The 16554-nt window shown below is 64.9% G+C and carries 16 protein-coding genes and 1 tRNA gene; 6 read left to right on the top strand and 11 right to left on the bottom strand.

Going from position 1 to position 16554, the window contains the following annotated elements:
* Positions 1-153 precede the first annotated feature (153 nt).
* Together BRSPCE3_RS31825 and BRSPCE3_RS31830 are read left to right on the top strand one after the other, a co-directional pair.
* Positions 154-558, top strand: coding sequence for a YccF domain-containing protein (locus BRSPCE3_RS31825; RefSeq protein ID WP_092120423.1), 405 nt, complete (start codon positions 154-156; stop codon positions 556-558).
* Positions 559-725: 167 nt separating this feature from the next.
* Complete coding sequence (locus tag BRSPCE3_RS31830; protein WP_244070430.1) at positions 726-1919, top strand: hypothetical protein; 1194 nt, start codon at positions 726-728, stop codon at positions 1917-1919.
* Between the two features lie 227 nt (positions 1920-2146).
* Here BRSPCE3_RS31830 and BRSPCE3_RS31835 read toward each other — a convergent pair whose 3' ends face one another.
* The gene (locus BRSPCE3_RS31835) at positions 2147-3187 is read right to left on the bottom strand and encodes an alpha/beta hydrolase (protein WP_244070432.1); all 1041 of its coding nucleotides are present in this window, start codon (positions 3185-3187) and stop codon (positions 2147-2149) included.
* Between the two features lie 102 nt (positions 3188-3289).
* Positions 3290-4369 (bottom strand): LLM class flavin-dependent oxidoreductase, encoded by a 1080-nt coding sequence (locus BRSPCE3_RS31840; RefSeq protein ID WP_244070434.1) that lies wholly within the window; start codon positions 4367-4369, stop codon positions 3290-3292.
* 130 nt (positions 4370-4499) lie between these two features.
* Between BRSPCE3_RS31840 and BRSPCE3_RS31845 the strand changes: the two genes are divergently transcribed.
* Together BRSPCE3_RS31845 and BRSPCE3_RS31850 are read left to right on the top strand one after the other, a co-directional pair.
* A tRNA-Arg gene (locus BRSPCE3_RS31845) sits at positions 4500-4576 on the top strand.
* 178 nt (positions 4577-4754) lie between these two features.
* On the top strand, positions 4755-5291 hold the full coding sequence (locus tag BRSPCE3_RS31850) for a hypothetical protein (RefSeq protein ID WP_244070436.1): 537 nt from the start codon (positions 4755-4757) through the stop codon (positions 5289-5291).
* Between the two features lie 70 nt (positions 5292-5361).
* Here BRSPCE3_RS31850 and BRSPCE3_RS31855 read toward each other — a convergent pair whose 3' ends face one another.
* The 4 genes from BRSPCE3_RS31855 to BRSPCE3_RS31870 form a co-directional block, all read right to left on the bottom strand.
* Positions 5362-6174 carry a pentapeptide repeat-containing protein gene (locus BRSPCE3_RS31855; RefSeq protein WP_375709989.1) on the bottom strand — a complete coding sequence of 271 codons (813 nt, stop codon included), beginning with the start codon at positions 6172-6174 and terminating at the stop codon, positions 5362-5364.
* Between the two features lie 179 nt (positions 6175-6353).
* A complete protein-coding gene (locus tag BRSPCE3_RS31860) occupies positions 6354-6776 on the bottom strand; it encodes a PaaI family thioesterase (protein WP_244070440.1) in 423 nt (140 codons plus the stop codon).
* Between the two features lie 20 nt (positions 6777-6796).
* Positions 6797-8035, bottom strand: a complete 1239-nt coding sequence (locus BRSPCE3_RS31865) for a CaiB/BaiF CoA-transferase family protein (RefSeq protein ID WP_244070442.1) — start codon at positions 8033-8035, stop codon at positions 6797-6799.
* Positions 8022-8723: a haloacid dehalogenase type II gene (locus tag BRSPCE3_RS31870; protein WP_244070444.1), complete on the bottom strand. Its 702-nt coding sequence runs from the start codon at positions 8721-8723 to the stop codon at positions 8022-8024. Before BRSPCE3_RS31870 ends, BRSPCE3_RS31865 begins: the two co-directional genes overlap by 14 nt.
* Positions 8724-8819: 96 nt before the next feature.
* Between BRSPCE3_RS31870 and BRSPCE3_RS31875 the strand changes: the two genes are divergently transcribed.
* The gene (locus BRSPCE3_RS31875; protein ID WP_244070446.1) at positions 8820-9722 is read left to right on the top strand and encodes a LysR family transcriptional regulator; all 903 of its coding nucleotides are present in this window, start codon (positions 8820-8822) and stop codon (positions 9720-9722) included.
* Here BRSPCE3_RS31875 and BRSPCE3_RS31880 read toward each other — a convergent pair.
* The gene (locus BRSPCE3_RS31880) at positions 9715-11127 is read right to left on the bottom strand and encodes an MFS transporter (protein ID WP_244070447.1); all 1413 of its coding nucleotides are present in this window, start codon (positions 11125-11127) and stop codon (positions 9715-9717) included. The genes BRSPCE3_RS31875 and BRSPCE3_RS31880 overlap by 8 nt on opposite strands.
* 277 nt (positions 11128-11404) lie before the next feature.
* Between BRSPCE3_RS31880 and BRSPCE3_RS31885 the strand changes: the two genes are divergently transcribed.
* Complete coding sequence (locus BRSPCE3_RS31885) at positions 11405-12661, top strand: YXWGXW repeat-containing protein (protein WP_244070449.1); 1257 nt, start codon at positions 11405-11407, stop codon at positions 12659-12661.
* A 212-nt stretch (positions 12662-12873) separates the two neighbouring features.
* Here the strand turns inward: BRSPCE3_RS31885 and BRSPCE3_RS31890 are convergent, their stop codons facing one another.
* From BRSPCE3_RS31890 to BRSPCE3_RS31905, 4 genes are all read right to left on the bottom strand, one after another.
* Entirely contained in the window at positions 12874-13347 is a 474-nt protein-coding gene (locus tag BRSPCE3_RS31890) for a hypothetical protein (RefSeq protein ID WP_244070452.1), read from the bottom strand.
* A gap of 118 nt (positions 13348-13465) precedes the next feature.
* Complete coding sequence (locus tag BRSPCE3_RS31895; RefSeq protein WP_244070454.1) at positions 13466-14728, bottom strand: adenosylmethionine--8-amino-7-oxononanoate transaminase; 1263 nt, start codon at positions 14726-14728, stop codon at positions 13466-13468.
* Positions 14725-15357: a dethiobiotin synthase gene (gene bioD / locus BRSPCE3_RS31900; protein ID WP_244070455.1), complete on the bottom strand. Its 633-nt coding sequence runs from the start codon at positions 15355-15357 to the stop codon at positions 14725-14727. Before bioD ends, BRSPCE3_RS31895 begins: the two co-directional genes overlap by 4 nt.
* Complete coding sequence (locus tag BRSPCE3_RS31905) at positions 15354-16508, bottom strand: 8-amino-7-oxononanoate synthase (protein WP_244070456.1); 1155 nt, start codon at positions 16506-16508, stop codon at positions 15354-15356. Before BRSPCE3_RS31905 ends, bioD begins: the two co-directional genes overlap by 4 nt.
* Positions 16509-16554: the final 46 nt, after the last annotated feature.

A 16554-nucleotide genomic window follows, 5' to 3' on the forward strand; every position in this document is an offset into this window, starting at 1 on the left:
TCCGATGCAGGCTTCTCGTGTCCTGCGCGGCCGCGAGCTTAGCCGCGATCAGGCGAGATGCAACGAGGCCGGCGTGCGCTTGCGCCGCACCTACCACCGCAGCCGACATCAGCCTATATTGGGGACGTCCGAAGCGGCGCGAAGGTGTCGGCCATGCAGCCTGTATCCATCCTCCTGAACATCCTCTGGATCCTGATCGGCGGCGCCTGGATGGCGTTCGGCTGGCTGATCGCCGCTGTCATCATGGCCGTGACCATCATCGGATTGCCGTGGGCGCGCGCCGCCTTCAACATCGCCGTCTACACGCTGCTGCCGTTCGGCTCACGGGCGGTGCGCCGCGACGAAGTCACCGGGATGTCGGATATCGGAACCGGGCCGCTCGGCGTGATCGGCAATCTGATCTGGTTCATCCTGGCCGGCTGGTGGCTCGCGATCGGCCATTTGATCACTGCGATCCTGCTGGCCGTGACCATCATCGGCATTCCCTTTGCCTGGGCGCATCTCAAGCTCGCCGGCATCGCGCTGTGGCCGATCGGCAAGGTGATCGTGCCGGCGTAAGGCAGCACTTGATTCCCGGATGTATCCGCCGGTTCGCGTTTTCAACTAAAGGTTAGCTTGCCGGCTCGACGGTCGGTGAAGCAATTGTCTGGCAATTTTTATTTCATCTGTGGTCGTGCCGGCTCCCCGCCCTTCCAGCCCACGGTCTCCGCCAAGAAGGCCTCTCCATGTCTCCATCGTCGAAGCACGGAAGTCCCGTACTCTATAGGGTTGGCCAGCCGATCACTGCGCTCAGGAATTTCAAGCTCGGTGAACCCGGCCGTGAAGACGGCCATCGCGAGGAATTCCTTCAGCGGCTTGTGCACGAGCGTCCTGATGTCATTCCGATGGAGGAAATCGAACCGGCCTTTCGACCGTTGATCGCGGTTTGTACGGAGCTAGTCACGCAGGCGGGATCAATCGACAATGTGTGGATTACGCCGCAAGGCGGCCTGATAATCGGCGAATGCAAGCTCATCAGGAACCCGCAGTCGCGCCGGGAAGTCGTCGCCCAGGTCTTCGACTATGCTCGCGCCGTAACGGGCTGGCATTACGAGGACCTCGAACGGGCTGTCCGCAAGGCCCGAAAGGAGCCGTCCTTCTCACTTTGGGGATTGGTCAAGGATCATACCGACCTCGACGAGCAACGGTTTGTCGATGCCGTCACGCGGCGTCTTCGCTCCGGCCGATTCATGCTTCTGGTCATTAGTGATGGCATCCACGAAGGCGTTGAAGCCCTCGCCGGGTATCTTCAATTGCACGCAGGCGTTCACGCCGGATTGGCGTTGCTGGATTTATCGCTTTGGGAAGGTATCGACGGCGGAATTCTGGTCGTGCCGCGCATTCCACTGCGAACCGTGCTGATCGAAAGAGGCATCGTCGTCACGGAGGGAACGAACACCCGCATCGATCCACCGTCCACGGCCGGAAGCGCCGGTTCCGATACGCCAAGACACGTAACGGCCTCGGAGCCCGAGTTCTATGCTCAGCTCGAACAATACCAGCCAGGCCAGACCGAGAAGCTTCGTGCCTTTTTGGCCTCGCTCAAGCCGTTGGGGATCGAGCCCGAATTCGCCCGATCGCTGTTCCTGCGCTGGCAGGGCACCAACGACATCACGCTCTCCGCCGGGACCATCGAACCCACCGGCAGTATCTGGCTGCTCAAGGCGGTGTCGGACGCCCGTCTCGCTGGAAACGAGCCTGCCGCTCTGAACTATCTCGAGGCGGTCGCGCGGCTCGCCGGAGGATCGGTCAAGCGATACGATACCGGATCGATCGACGTTCGCGGGGCCGACGGACGTTCATTGCGGATATCCGCCCTCACCGACCATGCTGCCGAGTGGAAGGACGCGATCGGCAATTTCATCAAGGAGATCTCGTAGCAGATCCCGCCAATCCGCTCGCCAGCACGTCGACCTGTGCTTCGATCCCCATCGTCAGCGTTGAAGAAACGCATCAAACCAACAATCCGGAGCTTCGGTTCCGATTCGGTCAGAACCGAAAACGCTCTAAAGCGCGATGAGATTGGGTTAAATCGTCATCGCGCTTTAGCTCTTTGTTTGAGCATGATCTCTTCGGAAAACCGCTTCGTACTCTTCCGGATCATGCTCTATCGCGCCGCCTCGCAGCCGGGGATGTCGAACACGGCGGTCAGGCCGCAGGGCGAGTTGAGCATCTTGCCGCCCTCATGGCCGACGCCGGGGACGTCCCACACGCTGTGCTTCGGCGTACCGCCGTCGCGCGCCTGCATCGCGGCGACATAGGAATGCCCGCGCGCGTAACGATACGGCCCCTCGGCTTCCGCCATGCAGGATTTGTCGAGCGCGGGATGATTGGGATTGGTGTCGAGCGTGCCGAGCAGATAGATCACGCGGCGCGCGACATAGGCCTGCTCCAGCGCGGCCGGGGTCGGCTCGGCGAGATAGGGCGGACGGTCGTCCATGCCGAACTTCCAGCTGTTGTAGCCATGGCAATTCGCCGCGATCGCAGGCTCCGGCCGCTCCTTGGTGAAATAGGCGTAGGAGGACGGATTGGCGACCACGTAACGCACGCCGATGCCCTCGCGCAGCAGCACCTGGTCGCCCTTCACCGCGATCGCATAGCGCTGCACCACCTGGCCGCCGCCGGAATGGCCGAACACGACGACCTCTTTCAGGTTCGGAAACAGCTTGCGGTCGCCGAGCTTCGTCAGGATGGCGTCGAGCGCCTCGAATGAGCTCGCCGGACCCGGTGCGATCGCGGGCTCGCCGCCCTGCCAGCCATAGAGGCTCCAGCGCAGCGTCTCCGCCGGCAGCTTGAACGCCTCGACGTCGGGTGCGATCAAAAATTGCGGCGCGATCATCAGCGTCGCCTTGCCGACATCGCCGGCCGCGGCCTGCGCGCTCAGCGCCGCGCGAAAATAGTCGTCGGCATTGCGCAGCACGCCGTGCAGCACCAGCACCGCGCGGGTGACATCCGGCAGCGGATTGGACCAGTCGGCCGAGAGGTAGAGTGGAAACGCCGCGCTGCCGACGGCGATCCGCCCGCTCGCGATCTCCTTGACCGGCTTCATGTCACGCTCGATCTGCGCCTGTGTTGCCGACGCAACCGGCGCGCGAGCCGCCGTCATGGCGAGCAGCGCCAGTGCCGCAAGCCAGGCCCGGTGATGCATGGTTCAATCTCCATTGTGCCGCGAGAGTGTGATCCCGGCTCGATCATGCCGCGTCAAGCGCCGATTGGCCCATGAAATTTCGGCAAGCTTCCGAACCGCAGCTCACGCCGCGAGCCGGCCGCGATTGTTCGCGGCGAGGATCGGGCGGATCAGTCGGCCGAACCGCTCGGCCTCCTCGTCATGCAGATAGCCGGACAGGCAGAACGAGTGGCAGCCGGCGTCGATGAACTGCTGCAAGGTCGCGGCGCATTGCTCGGGATTGCCGACCACGGCGATGCCGGCGCCGGGCCGCACCTTGGTGATCCCGGTCCACAGATGCGGCATCAGGAGGTCGCCATAGTCGCGCGCGAGCTGCTGCACGCGCTGATTGGCCTCGGAGCGGACATAGAGCGTCTTCATCTCCTGCTTCTGCCGCTCGGTGGCGTGGCGCACCAGATGGTCGGCGGCCTCCCAGGCGTCGGCCTCGTTCTCGCGGCAGATCACCTGCAGCCGCATGCCGAAGCCGATCGCGTCCTCGCGGTCATGCGCCCGCGCCATCCGCCTGATCTCGGCGATATTGTCAGCGATGCGCTCCGGCAGATCGCCCCAGAACAGATGGACGTCGGAATGCTTCGCCGAGACCTCCCAGGCCTGCCGCGAGCCGCCGCCGAGATAGAATTTCGGGAACGGCTGCTGCAGCGGACGCGGGCGGATATGCGCGCCCGAGATGGTGTGAAACTGGCCCTGGAAATTCACCGGCCCGCGCGTGGTCCACAACGCCTTCAGGATCGAGACCTCCTCCTCCATCAGCGCGTAGCGCTCCTCCTTCGCGTAGCGCACGCCTTCGGCCTCGACCTCGCTCTCGTTCTGGCCGGCGATCAGGTTGATGCAGATCCGCCCGCCCGACATCTGGTCAAAGGTCGAGATCATCTTGGCCATCAGCACCGGGTTGATGTAGCCGGGCCGGGCTGCGATCAGCGGCTTGATCCGCGCCGAGCGCGCCGCCATGAAGGCGCCCGTGATCCAGGCCTCCCAGCACACCGAGCCGACCGGGATCAGGAGATATTCGAAGGAGGCCGCCTCGGCGGCCTTGACCACGCGCTCGCAGAGTTCCGGCGACCCCGCGACCTGCGCCTCCATCAGCCCATAGGCCGTGGTGTCGCCATGCGTGGGCAGATACCAGCCGAATTCCAGCGGACGCATCGGCAAACTCCCTCGAAAGACGGCCTTTTTTAGCTGGCCTGTCATATTGGCGCAGGCAGTTTACAGCCCTCAACCGGCCGGACAACGCCGTTGCCGACACCGAGCCAATCAGCTAAATGGTGGCCTGCACGCACCCGTAGCTCAGCTGGATAGAGCGTTGCCCTCCGAAGGCAAAGGTCACACGTTCGAATCGTGTCGGGTGCGCCACTTCCCCAAGACGCGACAGAGAGCGTTCACTTGCCGGTCGTCATGCCGGTGAAGCGCGACATATCCGCTGTTCCCGACCTCACGCGTGCCTTACCATCACTCGAATCTTACAACTTTCGGTCGAACGTCGACGGATGTACCCGACCGGCAGCTTCGGTGCCGTATGAATCGACCCTCGATGGCTCTCTTCGTGGCCATTTTGGCCTTGTTTGACTGCCGTGGGTCCGATTCGGCGGCTCAAAGTATGTCCGCGAACCCCGATCCACTCGCGTCCGCGCGTGAAGGCCTGCTGCTGTGCATCGGACCCAAGATCGACAAGAGGGAATGTAACACGCTCACGAGATACGTTCTCGACAGCGCAAGCGCGATCGAGACGCACGCCGACGTAACGATGTCGGCGGAGGTGGTCATGTCGTTGAAATTTGTCACGACGATCCAATCGGGGGCGCTCTGCAGCACATTCCGCGAGGAAGATACACGGTCGGCAACGTTCACGATTGCCGGCCGCCCAGCGTCTGCACAAGAAACAAGTTTCCTTCGCGATCAGGTTGCAAGCAACATGCGAAGCCGACCGACCGGCGTGATTTGTTTGAATTTTCTGACCAGCCCCCAAGGCTTGGTGGCACAGGTCATTCTTGACGGGGTGCGACACCCCGAAATGGACAAACCGGTGATTTGGACTTCTCCGGACCAGGGGTACGTCGCCCATCCGTAAGGCCCCGGCTCCCGCGCATTCCAGCGCGCTGCCGTGCCTTGGCCAAGGCGCAGCGAGCAGGACGCGATCCCTAGTCTGGCCGCCGCGCCAGGTTCAGGTTCCGGGCCTTGTCCAGATTGCGAGCCTCGGCCAACGCGGCCGCGGCCGGCAACACCGCCGACGCAAGGTCGGTCTCGGTGAAATCGGCGCCGGCGAGATTGGCGCCGGACAGATCGGCTCCCGCAAGATCGGCCTTGCTGAGGTTGCAGTTTGCCAGATTGGCGTTCTGCAACCGCGCGAATTCGAGATCGGCGCGCGCGAGATTGGCGCCGCTCAGATCCGCATTGCGGAGATCGGCGGAATTGAGCACGCCGCGCATCAGCCCCATCGATTGGTTGCGCATATCGGCGCTCAAATCCGCGCCGGCGAGCTTGGCCCCGGTCAGGCTGGCACCGGAAAGATCGGCGGTAATGCGCGCGCCGCTCAGATCGGCACCACCGAGCTTGGCGCGCTGCATCTGCGTGCCGAGCAGCGATGCCTTGACGAGGGACGCCCCCGTCAGATCCGCGTCGATGAGCCAAGCCTGGTTCAACATGGCCCGATCGAAGCGTGCGGCTTTCAGATTGGCCCGGTTGAGCTTGACGAGATGAAGGTTGCCGCCGGAGAAGTCGAGGCCCGAGAGATCGAGGCGTGACAGCCGCTTTCCTTCCAAATCTACGGTCTGCCGGTCCGCTTGAGCCGCCGCCTTGATGAGCGCGTCGACCTCGGCCCGGGTCATCTCCGACGTCGTCATGTCGGGGCTGTCGAGGTCGACGCCGCGCAACATGTCCTGCGACATGGCAGCATTCGGACCAGCGAGCAGCGCCGCGATCGATACAAAAGCAAACGCGAGACGAAACCGCATCGTCGTCACTCCGCTTTTTAGGTATCGCTTCTCACACTGCGCGCCGGCCGCGCCGTGGAGATGCACTTCCGGCGCCGGAGTATGAAACCGGATCACGATCCTGGCAATGCTCGTGACCGTTTCGTGCGAAGGAACGGCCTCGGCGGCGCGACAACGGACCGCCGCGAACCGGCGCGTTCTCAGCTTCGGCTCAGCAATTGCCAGGTCGACGTAGCATGCGCAATCGGCTCGCCGTCCGCGTTCGACGCCTCGGACTGCACGAAGAACGTCCTCCGGCCCCGCTTCAGGAACGTCGCCTTGCAGGTCACGCGCCCTTCGCGGACCGCGGCGAGATACTGCACCTTCATCTCGAGCGTGGTGCCGGCACCGGCGACGTGGTTGACGAGATGGCCCATCGAGATGTCGAGCGCGGTCGCCAGAACCCCGCCATGCAGCGAGCCTTGCGGGTTGAACATCGGCTTCTCGACGTCAAACGAGACGATGCATGCTTCACCCTGGTAGGCGATCTCGAGGCCGAAGAAGCGCGACAGGAAGAACGAGCCGAATTCCTGCCGCTCGTCTGCGACGGCACGGCGCATCATCTGCTCGGCGACATCTCTCATGGCGGCACTCACATGACGGCTCAACTGGGCGATCGCACGAAGTTTCGTCCAAAATCTCCGAACGCGCCTTCGCGGGCGAATCTTTCCAGCCGATCGTCGGTCCAGCCGCGCCATTCCGCAAGCACCTCGCGCGTGTGTTCGCCGAGCATCGGCGGCGGCGTGGAAGGCGCCGGCGGCTCGTCGCCGAACCGCGTCGGCCGCGCGATGAACCTGACATCCCCCGCGGCGGGATGGCGGACGGTTTGCACCATTCCGCGCTGCGTGAGCTGCGGCGTCTCGCAAACTTCGCCGACCGATTTGATCGCGCCACAGGGAATGCCCGCCGCGCCGAGCGCCTGCAGCCAGTCGGCGCGGGTCCTCCGGGCGAAGATCGGAGCGAGGATCGCAGCGAGCGCGTCCCTCCGCGCCGCGCGCTGCGGAGCGGTTTCGAAACGCGCATCGTCGCGCAGGTCGGGGCGGCCGATCACATCGCAAAAGGCCGCCCAGAACTTGTCGTTCGCGACCCCAACATTGATCCAGCCATCACGCGCCTCGAACGGCTCGTACGGGCTGATGGTCGGATGGACATTGCCCCGGCGCCGCGGGCTTTCGCCTGTCGCAAAGTACATGCCGGCGTTGAACGTCAGCAGCGACGCCATGGCGTCGAGCATGGAGACGTCGACCCGGCCGCCCTCACCCGTCCGATTCTTCCACATCAAGGCGGCGAGCACCGACTGCGACGCGTACAGGCCGGTGACGAGATCGGCGATCGAGGTGCCGACCTTGGTCGGCGGCGCGTCCGGATCGCCGGTGATGTCCATCACGCCGGACTCGCCCTGCAGGATCAGATCGTAGCCCGGGCGCAAGGCGTCCGCACCGGTGCGGCCGAATCCCGAGATGCTGCACAGGATGATGTCACCCTTGCGGGCCTGCAGCGCGTCGAAGCCGAGCCCCCATTTGTCGAGCGTGCCCGGACGAAAATTCTCGATCACGACGTCGGCCGCGGACGCAAGATCGAGCGCCGCGTCGCGCCCCGCCGGCGACTTCAGGTCGATGGCGCAACTGCGCTTGTTGCGATTGACAGACAGGAAATACGCGCTCTCGCCGCCGACGAAGGGCGGCCCGTAGCGGCGGCTCTCGTCGCCTTGCCTCGGATCCTCGATCTTGACGATGTCGGCGCCGAGATCGCCGAGCTGCATCGTGGCGAAGGGACCGGAGACCACCCGGCAGAGGTCGAGGACCCTGATGCCCGACAGCGGCTCGCGATCAGACGATCGCATCGGCGAGGTCCTTCATCGACGGCACCAGGATATCGGGCTGGTGCGGCGTGATGCCGAACGGACGGCTGCGCCGATCGATGAAGGCGGTCCGCATGCCGGCGGACTTGGCGCCGATGCAGTCGAAGGCATGATTGGCCACGAACAGCACCTGATCAGGTTTCACGCCCATGATCTCGGCGGCTTTGGTGTAGGTCGCAACGTGCGGCTTGAACGAATTGGCCGCGGCCACCGAGATCACGCGGTCGAACGGCACCTTGTGATACTGCTTCGCGGTCTCGAGCATGTCGGGATCGCCGTTCGAGAGCACCACCAGCTTGTACCTGGCTTGCAGCCGCGCCAGCGCCTCCGGCACCTCCGGAAACGGCACCAGCTTCTCGATCTCGCCCACCAAATAGCGTACCTCATCCATCGTGTAGTCGATCTTCGCGCGGTCCATCACGTGCGCGACCGCGCGATGCCCGATCTCGCGATAGGGCGTGTGCTCGCGATGCAGCAGCGCATCGATCATCGAGTTCTCGAAATGGGTGCGGCGCCACCAGGTGACGAAGGAATTCGGATCGCCCTTCCAGCCTTTCTTCGCAAGAAACGGCGTCGCGATTTTGGTCAGGCCGCCCTGCATGTCGACCACCGTGCCGTATTGGTCGAACATGCAGATCTTCACGTCGCGCTTGATCGTCTCAAAGTTCATTGCTGCCTCCTTGGGTCAGGTCGACTGGATACTCGCCGCGTCGTCATAGATGAAATGGATTTGTGGTCTGACGTTATTCACGATATGAATGGCGAGATGAACCTTCGATCCATCGACCTCAATCTGCTCGTCGCGCTGGACGCACTGCTGACCGAGCGTCATGTCACCAAGGCGGCCGACCGCGTCGGCCTCAGTCAACCGGCCATGAGCAACGCGCTCAACCGGTTGCGCGCGATGTTCGAGGACGAGTTGCTGGTGCGGACGACGAGCGGCATGAAGCCGACGCCGCGCGCCACCGAGCTGGCGGAGCCGTTGCGCCAGGTGCTGCGCCAGGTCGAGCGCGTGATGGCGAGCGACACAGGCTTCGATCCGGGCCGGACCGAACGCAGCTTCACGATCCGGATGTCGGACATTCTCGCGTGCCTGTTGCTGCCGAGGCTCGCCGCGGCGCGGCCGCCAGAGGCGCGGATTTCCTACAACATCATCCATCTGCCGCCTGCCCTGACGATCGATGCGCTGGAGCGGGACGAGATCGACGTCGCCGTCAGCATGGGGCTCGAGCATTCCGCATCGATCCGCTCCGAGACGCTGTTGCGCGATCGCATGGTCTGCCTGATGCGGAACGGTCACCCGATCAAGCGCGGGCGGCTGACCTTCGAACGCTTCATCGATCACGAGCACATGAAGGTCTCGATGAGCCCGACCGATCTTCGCTTCGTCGACGACGTGCTCGCCGAACGCGGTCACCGCAGACGCATCACGCTGAATGTGCCGCATTGGCTCGTCGTACCTCATGTCTTGAAGAGCACCGACCTGCTCGCGGTGATGCCGAGGCATCTCGCCGCCGTGCTGATGGACGACGGCCTGAGGATGGAGGAGCTGCCGTTCGAGTCCGCGCCGTTCGACTGGATGTTGTACTGGCACCGCAGATACGACCAGAGCCATGCGAACGGCTGGCTCCGCGACCGGATCAGGGCGGCTTGCTCCGGCCTCAGCTAGGCGCCGATATCCGCCGGCTCCGCGCGATCGGCGACTGACGTCCTGCCTCGGCATCGGTGATGGCCGACGCGTCCTCCAATGAACGTCCCTTGGTCTCGAATCCGAACACGAGAAAGACCACGGCCTGGAAGACGAGGATGCCGGCCAGGGCCGTCAGCACGCCGGTCAACCCTTGCCAGGCGAAGATCGCGACCACGACGTACTGCACCAATGCGGTCGCGATCCGTCCCGACGTGGCGCAGATCGCGGTGCCCCGGAGCCGGTAGCGCGTCGGGAACAGTTCGGGGACGTGCATCGCGAACCCGGTCGCCAGCATGACGTAGATCGCGGTGACGAGCAGGAATCCGACGGTTGCGAGCGCGACACCATCCGGCATGGTGGGGTAGACGATGCCGAGCACCGCTGCCGCGATCGACGAGCAGATGATCGAGAGCCTGCGCCCGAGACGGTCCGCCAGCACGAGCCCGATCAGCGATCCGACCGGACCGCCCAACGCCATCACGGTGGTGTAGCCCAGCGAGGACACCACGCTGTGGCCGCCCTTGACCATGAAGGTCGGCAGCCAGCCGATGAAGCCGTAGAGACTGAAGCCGACGACGATGTGCAGCAGGCTGCCGAGCAAGGTGCGGGCGAGATACGGCGGCTGGAACAGACGCCACACCGAGCCGGGCATTTCCTGCGCCGACGCGCTGGCGGCGACTGGAGCCAGCGGCGCCTTGCGCGCAGCCTCCGCTTCGATCGTCGCGAGAATTCTCTCGGCTTCATCGGCGCGTCCGTTGGCGGCGAGCCAGCGCGGCGATTCCGGCATCGACTTGCGCAGGACCCAGACGATCATCGCGAGAATGCCGACGAGGCCGAACATGTAACGCCAGCCAAGCGTCGGGATCACCCACAGGCCGATCATCGACGACGCGAACAGCGAGAAGTTGGTGATCACGGCGAGCAGCCCGATCCAGCGGCCACGCGACGACGCCGGCACGAATTCCGTCAAGGTCGCATAGCCGACCACGATCTCCGCGCCGAGCCCGATGCCGATGATGAAGCGCAGGCCGATCAGCACGGTCATGCTGGGTGCGAAGGCCGCCGCGATCGACGCGAGGCCAAAGATCGCGAGGTTCATCTGGTAGGAGAAGCGGCGGCCGAAGCGGTCGCCAAGGATGCCGGAGAACCAGGCACCGATCGTCATGCCGACGAAGGTCGCTGAAACAAAGGCGGCGTTGAGCTCGAGCGTCGACCAGCCTTCCTTGAGCACCGCGCCCAGCACGCCGCCGGCCAGATAGATATCGAACGCGTCGAGGAACATGCCGGCGCCGATCAGCGCCAGAATGCGCCAGTGGAAACCACAGACCGGCAGCCGGTCGAGGCGTGCGCCCGCGTTGATGTCGATGTCGGCGGATCGCGCCATGCCAAACCTCCCTGCCCGGCCTCGTGCGAGCCGGCTGTTCCGATCATCGATTGATGACGCGCAGGGGGTCGTCGTCCAATTCAAAACGAAAATTCGACTATTTGGCGCAGTGATGAAGCGGACGCGAGTGGCACGCTCGCGTTCCATGCTGACACCGAACTGACGTGAATCTGCCGCCGTTAACGATGCCGTTGACGCGCGCGCAAATTCACAGCGGGTTCATGTCGACGCCGTTATTCAATTCCAACGCTGGGGGAAGAAGATTGGAGTATGTGCCATGCGCCGCATCGCCGGACTGCCTCTCGCCCTGGCTCTCAGCCTCTGCTGTCTCTCTCCACCTCACGCCGCGCGCGCGCAGCTCGCCATCGGCATCGGCATCAGCGTCGATGCAGCACCGCCGCCCTTGCCGGTCTACGAGCAGCCGCCGATCCCAGGCGACGGCTACATCTGGACTCCCGGCTATTGGGCGTGGAGCGACGATACCGGTTACTACTGGGTTCCCGGCACATGGGTGCTTCCGCCCGCGCCTGAATTGCTATGGACGCCCGGCTACTGGGGCTGGAACGACGGCGCCTACGGGTTCCACGCCGGCTATTGGGGAGCGACCGTCGGCTTCTACGGCGGCATCTCCTATGGCTTCGGCTACACCGGCACCGGCTATGAGGGCGGCTACTGGCGCGGCGGCAGCTTCTTCTACAACCGCACCGTCAACAACATCTCGAATGTGTCAGTCACCAACGTCTACAACAAGACCGTCATCAACAACACGACCAACGTCAGCTACAACGGCGGCACCGGCGGCACCGCGGTGCGGCCGACGCCGCAGCAGCTCGCCGCCGCGAACGTGCACCATGTGGCTGCGACCGCCGAGCAGACGCGGCACGCAGAAGCAGCGATGAAGGATCCGGCGCTGACGCTCGCCAACAACCACGGTCATCCGGCAGTCGCCGCGACCGCGCACGCGGCACGGTTCAGCGGTGCGGGCGTGATCGCTGCGCACCCGGGCAAGCCGATCGCAGCGCCGCCGCCGCATCATGCGCAATCCGCAACAGGACGTGCGCCGCAGACCGGAAATGCCGTGCCGCCAGGGCACGCCCTGCCGAGCGGAAACGCTCTGCCGCCAGCGCAGACAACGACAGCAGGACACGCCCTGCCCACCGGAAACGCGCTGCCGCCGGCACACGCGTCGACAACGGGACACGCCTTGCCCGCGGGCAACGCCTTGCCGGCTGCACACGCACCGCCGACGGGACACGCTCCGCCTGTCGCCGTCAACCATCCCGCGCCGGCGCCGTACGTCGCAGCCCCAGCCGTGCATGCGCCGAGGCCGCAGATCGCACAGCACGCGCCGCCTGCGCCACGCCCGGCCGCGCATCCGCCGGCGCCGCGTGTCGCGCAAGCAGCTGTGCGTCGTGCTGCGCCGCCGCCCCGGCGTCCGCCGCCACCGCATGTGTCGCGGCCGGCACCGCGGCCCCATCCTGCGCCACGACCGCAGCATCCCGCCGCGAGGCAAGCGCCACACAGGCACGCGTGACCGACTAGTCGGCGCGCCTGCAGCGGCGCGCCGGCTTTTCCTCGAGAGCCGACCGTGTGCAACACGACACGCGTTGCAATCGTCGGTCACGGAGTTACGGGCGTGTGTCGAAAGCTGACGCCACGCCGCAGGGAGGCGGCCGCCGTCCAATGTGGATTGTCATCATTTGGCCAAGCAATGGACTTGAAGGTGGCTGTCAGCTGGCTGGCCCCTTATTCCCAAGCGGTCGGCGTTCCCGAACTGCCGACAATCGACCTGAGAAGGCCCTTTAGACTGACGAGTACACCTGTTGTCGGAATGGGGAGGGCGGTTCCACCGAACTTCGTCATGGTAGCCTGGACGTCTTCGGGGGTCGCGGCAACGTACTGGGTTTTGTTCGCTAACACGAATGCGGATTTGGTCCCGGATGGCGCAGCACCGGTGCCAAACCAAACGGGCCCTTTTGCAAGTCGACAATCGAACCACACCGGAGAGCCGTCAGGACTGGGTAGCTCCGCGAGCTTTGAGTTCTCTGCCCCCACAAGATCCGCCACAGCGGATGGATCCTCGCGAGCAAATTTGAGCGTCACCCAATCAATATGCGTCTTTGCGAACGTTGCCTCGCCTTCGGTGGTTCGGCGAATTCGCACAACGCTGTCTCCGTTAATCTGAAATGAAGCGCCGTCATCGGCAGTCAGAGTAATCATTGGTAGTCTCCATGAATATTAAAAACTACAGGTCGAATGAACCATGGAGGGCAAGAAACGGCAAGGAATCTCTCGCCTAGGCATTCCTACAAAAGGAAGGCGGTTGCCATACCCGCCATCAAGCCAGCTCGTCGGCCGCATCCCTGATCGCGGCGTAGATTTCTTCCATATCCGCCTCTGTCACGCAGTAAGGCGGCATGACGTAGATCGTGTTGCCGAGCGGCCGCAGCAGCAGGTTGCGGCGGGCGAAGATCGCTTGAAGCTTCGGGCCGATGCCGGCGAGGTAGCCGGCATCGCTCGCCTTTAGATCGAGCGCGGTGATGGTGCCGGTGCGACGGACGTTCTCGAAGCGCGCGTCGGCGCGGAATGGCGCGATCATGCGCTCCTGCATCATAGCGACCTGGACCACGCGCTCGCCCGCGCCGTGCTGCCAGAGTTCGAGGTTTGCCCTTGCGGCGGCGCAGGCGACCGGGTTCGCCGTGTAGGAACTGGAATGGAAGAACATCCGCGAGCGATCGCTGGAATAATGCGCGTCGTAGATCTCGGCACGACACAGCGTCACCGCGAGCGGCAGCGATCCGCCGGTGAGCCCCTTCGAATAGCAGGCGATATCGGGTGTGACGTCCGCCTGCTCGCACGCGAACAGGGAGCCGGTGCGGCCCCAACCGGTCATCACCTCGTCGGCAATGAACAGCACGCCACATGCCGCACAGATACGCTGCATCTCCTTCAGCACCCAGGGCGGATACATCAGCATCCCGCCGGCGCCCAGGATCAGCGGCTCGACGATGAACGCCGCTGCGGTCTCACTCCTGCAGGCGGCCTCGAGCGCATCGAGCGTCGCCTGCTCGTGACCCGCCGCAGGAAACGGGATCGACGCGACGTCGAACAGCAGCGGCTCGTAGGCCTTGTTGAACACGCCGCGGGCGCCGACCGACATCGTCCCCACGGTGTCGCCATGGTAGGAGTGCTCCATCACGATGATGCGCGTGCGCGGCACGCCGATATTGTGCCAATAGCCGAGCGCCATCTTCAGCGCCACTTCGACGCTGGTCGAGCCGGAATCGGAGAAGAACACGTAGTCGAGGCCACGGGGTGCCAGCTTCAACAGCTGCGCGGCAACCGCTTCGGCCGGATCGTGGGTATGGCCGGCAAAGATGATCTGGTTGAGCTGTTCCGCCTGCTCCTGGATCGCGCGCACGATATGCGGATGGCAATGGCCGTGGGTCACGACCCACCACGACGCGATCGCATCGATGATCCGGCGATCATCCGCGGTGTAGAGATAGGCGCCCTCGCCGCGCACGATCCGCGTCATCTCGCCGTGCAGTGCGTGCTGGGTGAACGGGTGCCAGATCGGCGATTTCCGGGCGGATGTCATGGCTCGAAATCGCCGCGCTGGAACGACGCCTGGAACGCGGCCTGCAACGTCTCTGCCGCAAGCGGCGCAAGCGGGGGCAACCGGCCGAGCCGGCGCACCTGCCCGATCTCGCAGATGGCGCGCTCGCTCTCGGCATTGCTCTCGCCGATGAACGCGACCCCGATGATGTCGATCCGGCGCTTGCGCAGCGCCTCGACCGACAGCAGCGAGTGGTTGATGGTGCCGAGCGCCGTGCGGGCGCACAGCACCACAGGAAGCCGCCAGCGCTCGAAGATATCGATGTAGAGCGTGGTGTCGTTGAGCGGCACCATCAGGCCGCCGGCGCCTTCGATCACCAGCGGGCGGCCTGCCGTGTCGGGCACGTCGAGCGCGGCAGGTTCGATGCGTACACCGTCAATCGCGGCGGACTGATGCGGCGACGTCGGCGTGCGCAGGCGATAGCGCTCGGGCACGATGCGATCGGCGGAGAGTCCGCCGAGCCGCGCCACCAGCTGGGCATCGGTCTCTTCCTCGAGGCCGGACTGAACCGGCTTCCAGTAGCTCGCGCCGAGGAAACCGGCGAGGCCCGCGGAGAAGATCGTCTTGCCGATCCCGGTATCGGTGCCGGTCACCACGATCCGGCTGCTCATTGCGACCAACCCTGCGTCTCCGCGACGAGCGCATCGAGCAGCGCGCGCACGTCGTGCTCGCTGACATTGAGGGTCAATGCGATGCGCAGCCGTGCGGTGCCCGCCGGCACGGTCGGCGGCCTGATGCCTCTGACGTCGAAGCCCCGCGCCTGCAGCGCCGTCGCGAGCCGCATTGCGCGCGCATTGTCGCCGACGATATAGGGCACGATCTGCGAGTGCGACGGACTGCGCCAGCCGCGCCGATCGAACTCGCGATGCGTGAACGCGACCAGGCTCGCGAGACGTTGCTGACGCTCGGGCTCATCTTGCAGGATCAAGAGCGCCTCACGCACGGCGACGGCCACAAGCGGCGACGGCGCGGTGGCGAAGATGAACGGGCGGCAGCGATTGACCATGAAATCGCGCAGCACGGTCGACGCCGTCACCAGCGCGCCGGCGGCGCCCAGCGCCTTGCCGCAGGTGTGCACGATCACGAGGTTCTCGCGCCCTTCATAGGGCGCGGTCAGGCCGCGTCCCTGCTCGCCATAGACGCCGGTGCCGTGCGCCTCGTCCACCATCAGGAACGCATCGTGCCGCTCAGCGATGGCGACGAGCTCGTCGAGCGGCGCAACGTCGCCATCCATGCTGTAGACGCTTTCGACCACGATCCAGACCCGGCCCTTGCCACCCTCGGCGCGCCAGCCGCGAATGGTATCTTCGACCGATTGCGGATCGTTGTGGACGTTGAACCGGAACTCGGCCCGGCCGGCCCGCGCGCCTTCATGGATGCTGGCATGCACCAGCGCATCGAGCACCAGCAGGTCGCCGCGCTGCGGCAAGGTGGTCAGTACGGCGAAATTGGCGACGTAGCCGCCGCCGAAGAACAGCGCGGTCTCGGCGTGGAAGAACGCGGCGGCTTCAGCCTCGAGCCGTTCATGCTCCTCGCAATTGCCGCGCAGGAGCCGCGACCCGCCGGCGCCGATCGGCGTGCCAGCCTCAATCGCGGCCGAGACGGCATTCTTGATGCGCGGCGCGCTCGCCAGCGCCAGATAATCGTTCGAGACGAAATCGATGCCCGCGCGCGGCTTGAGACCGCGCAGCCGATCGTCCTTGCTCAGGGCGTGCAAGGCCGCGGCGTAATCAGCGGCGTTGGCCGCATGGATTGCGCTCATGCTTCTCTCTCGGAAAGATGGTTGGCCGCGCGGCGAATGACGCCGC

This window comes from Bradyrhizobium sp. Ce-3 (genome assembly GCF_022835695.1).
Lineage (GTDB): Bacteria > Pseudomonadota > Alphaproteobacteria > Rhizobiales > Xanthobacteraceae > Bradyrhizobium.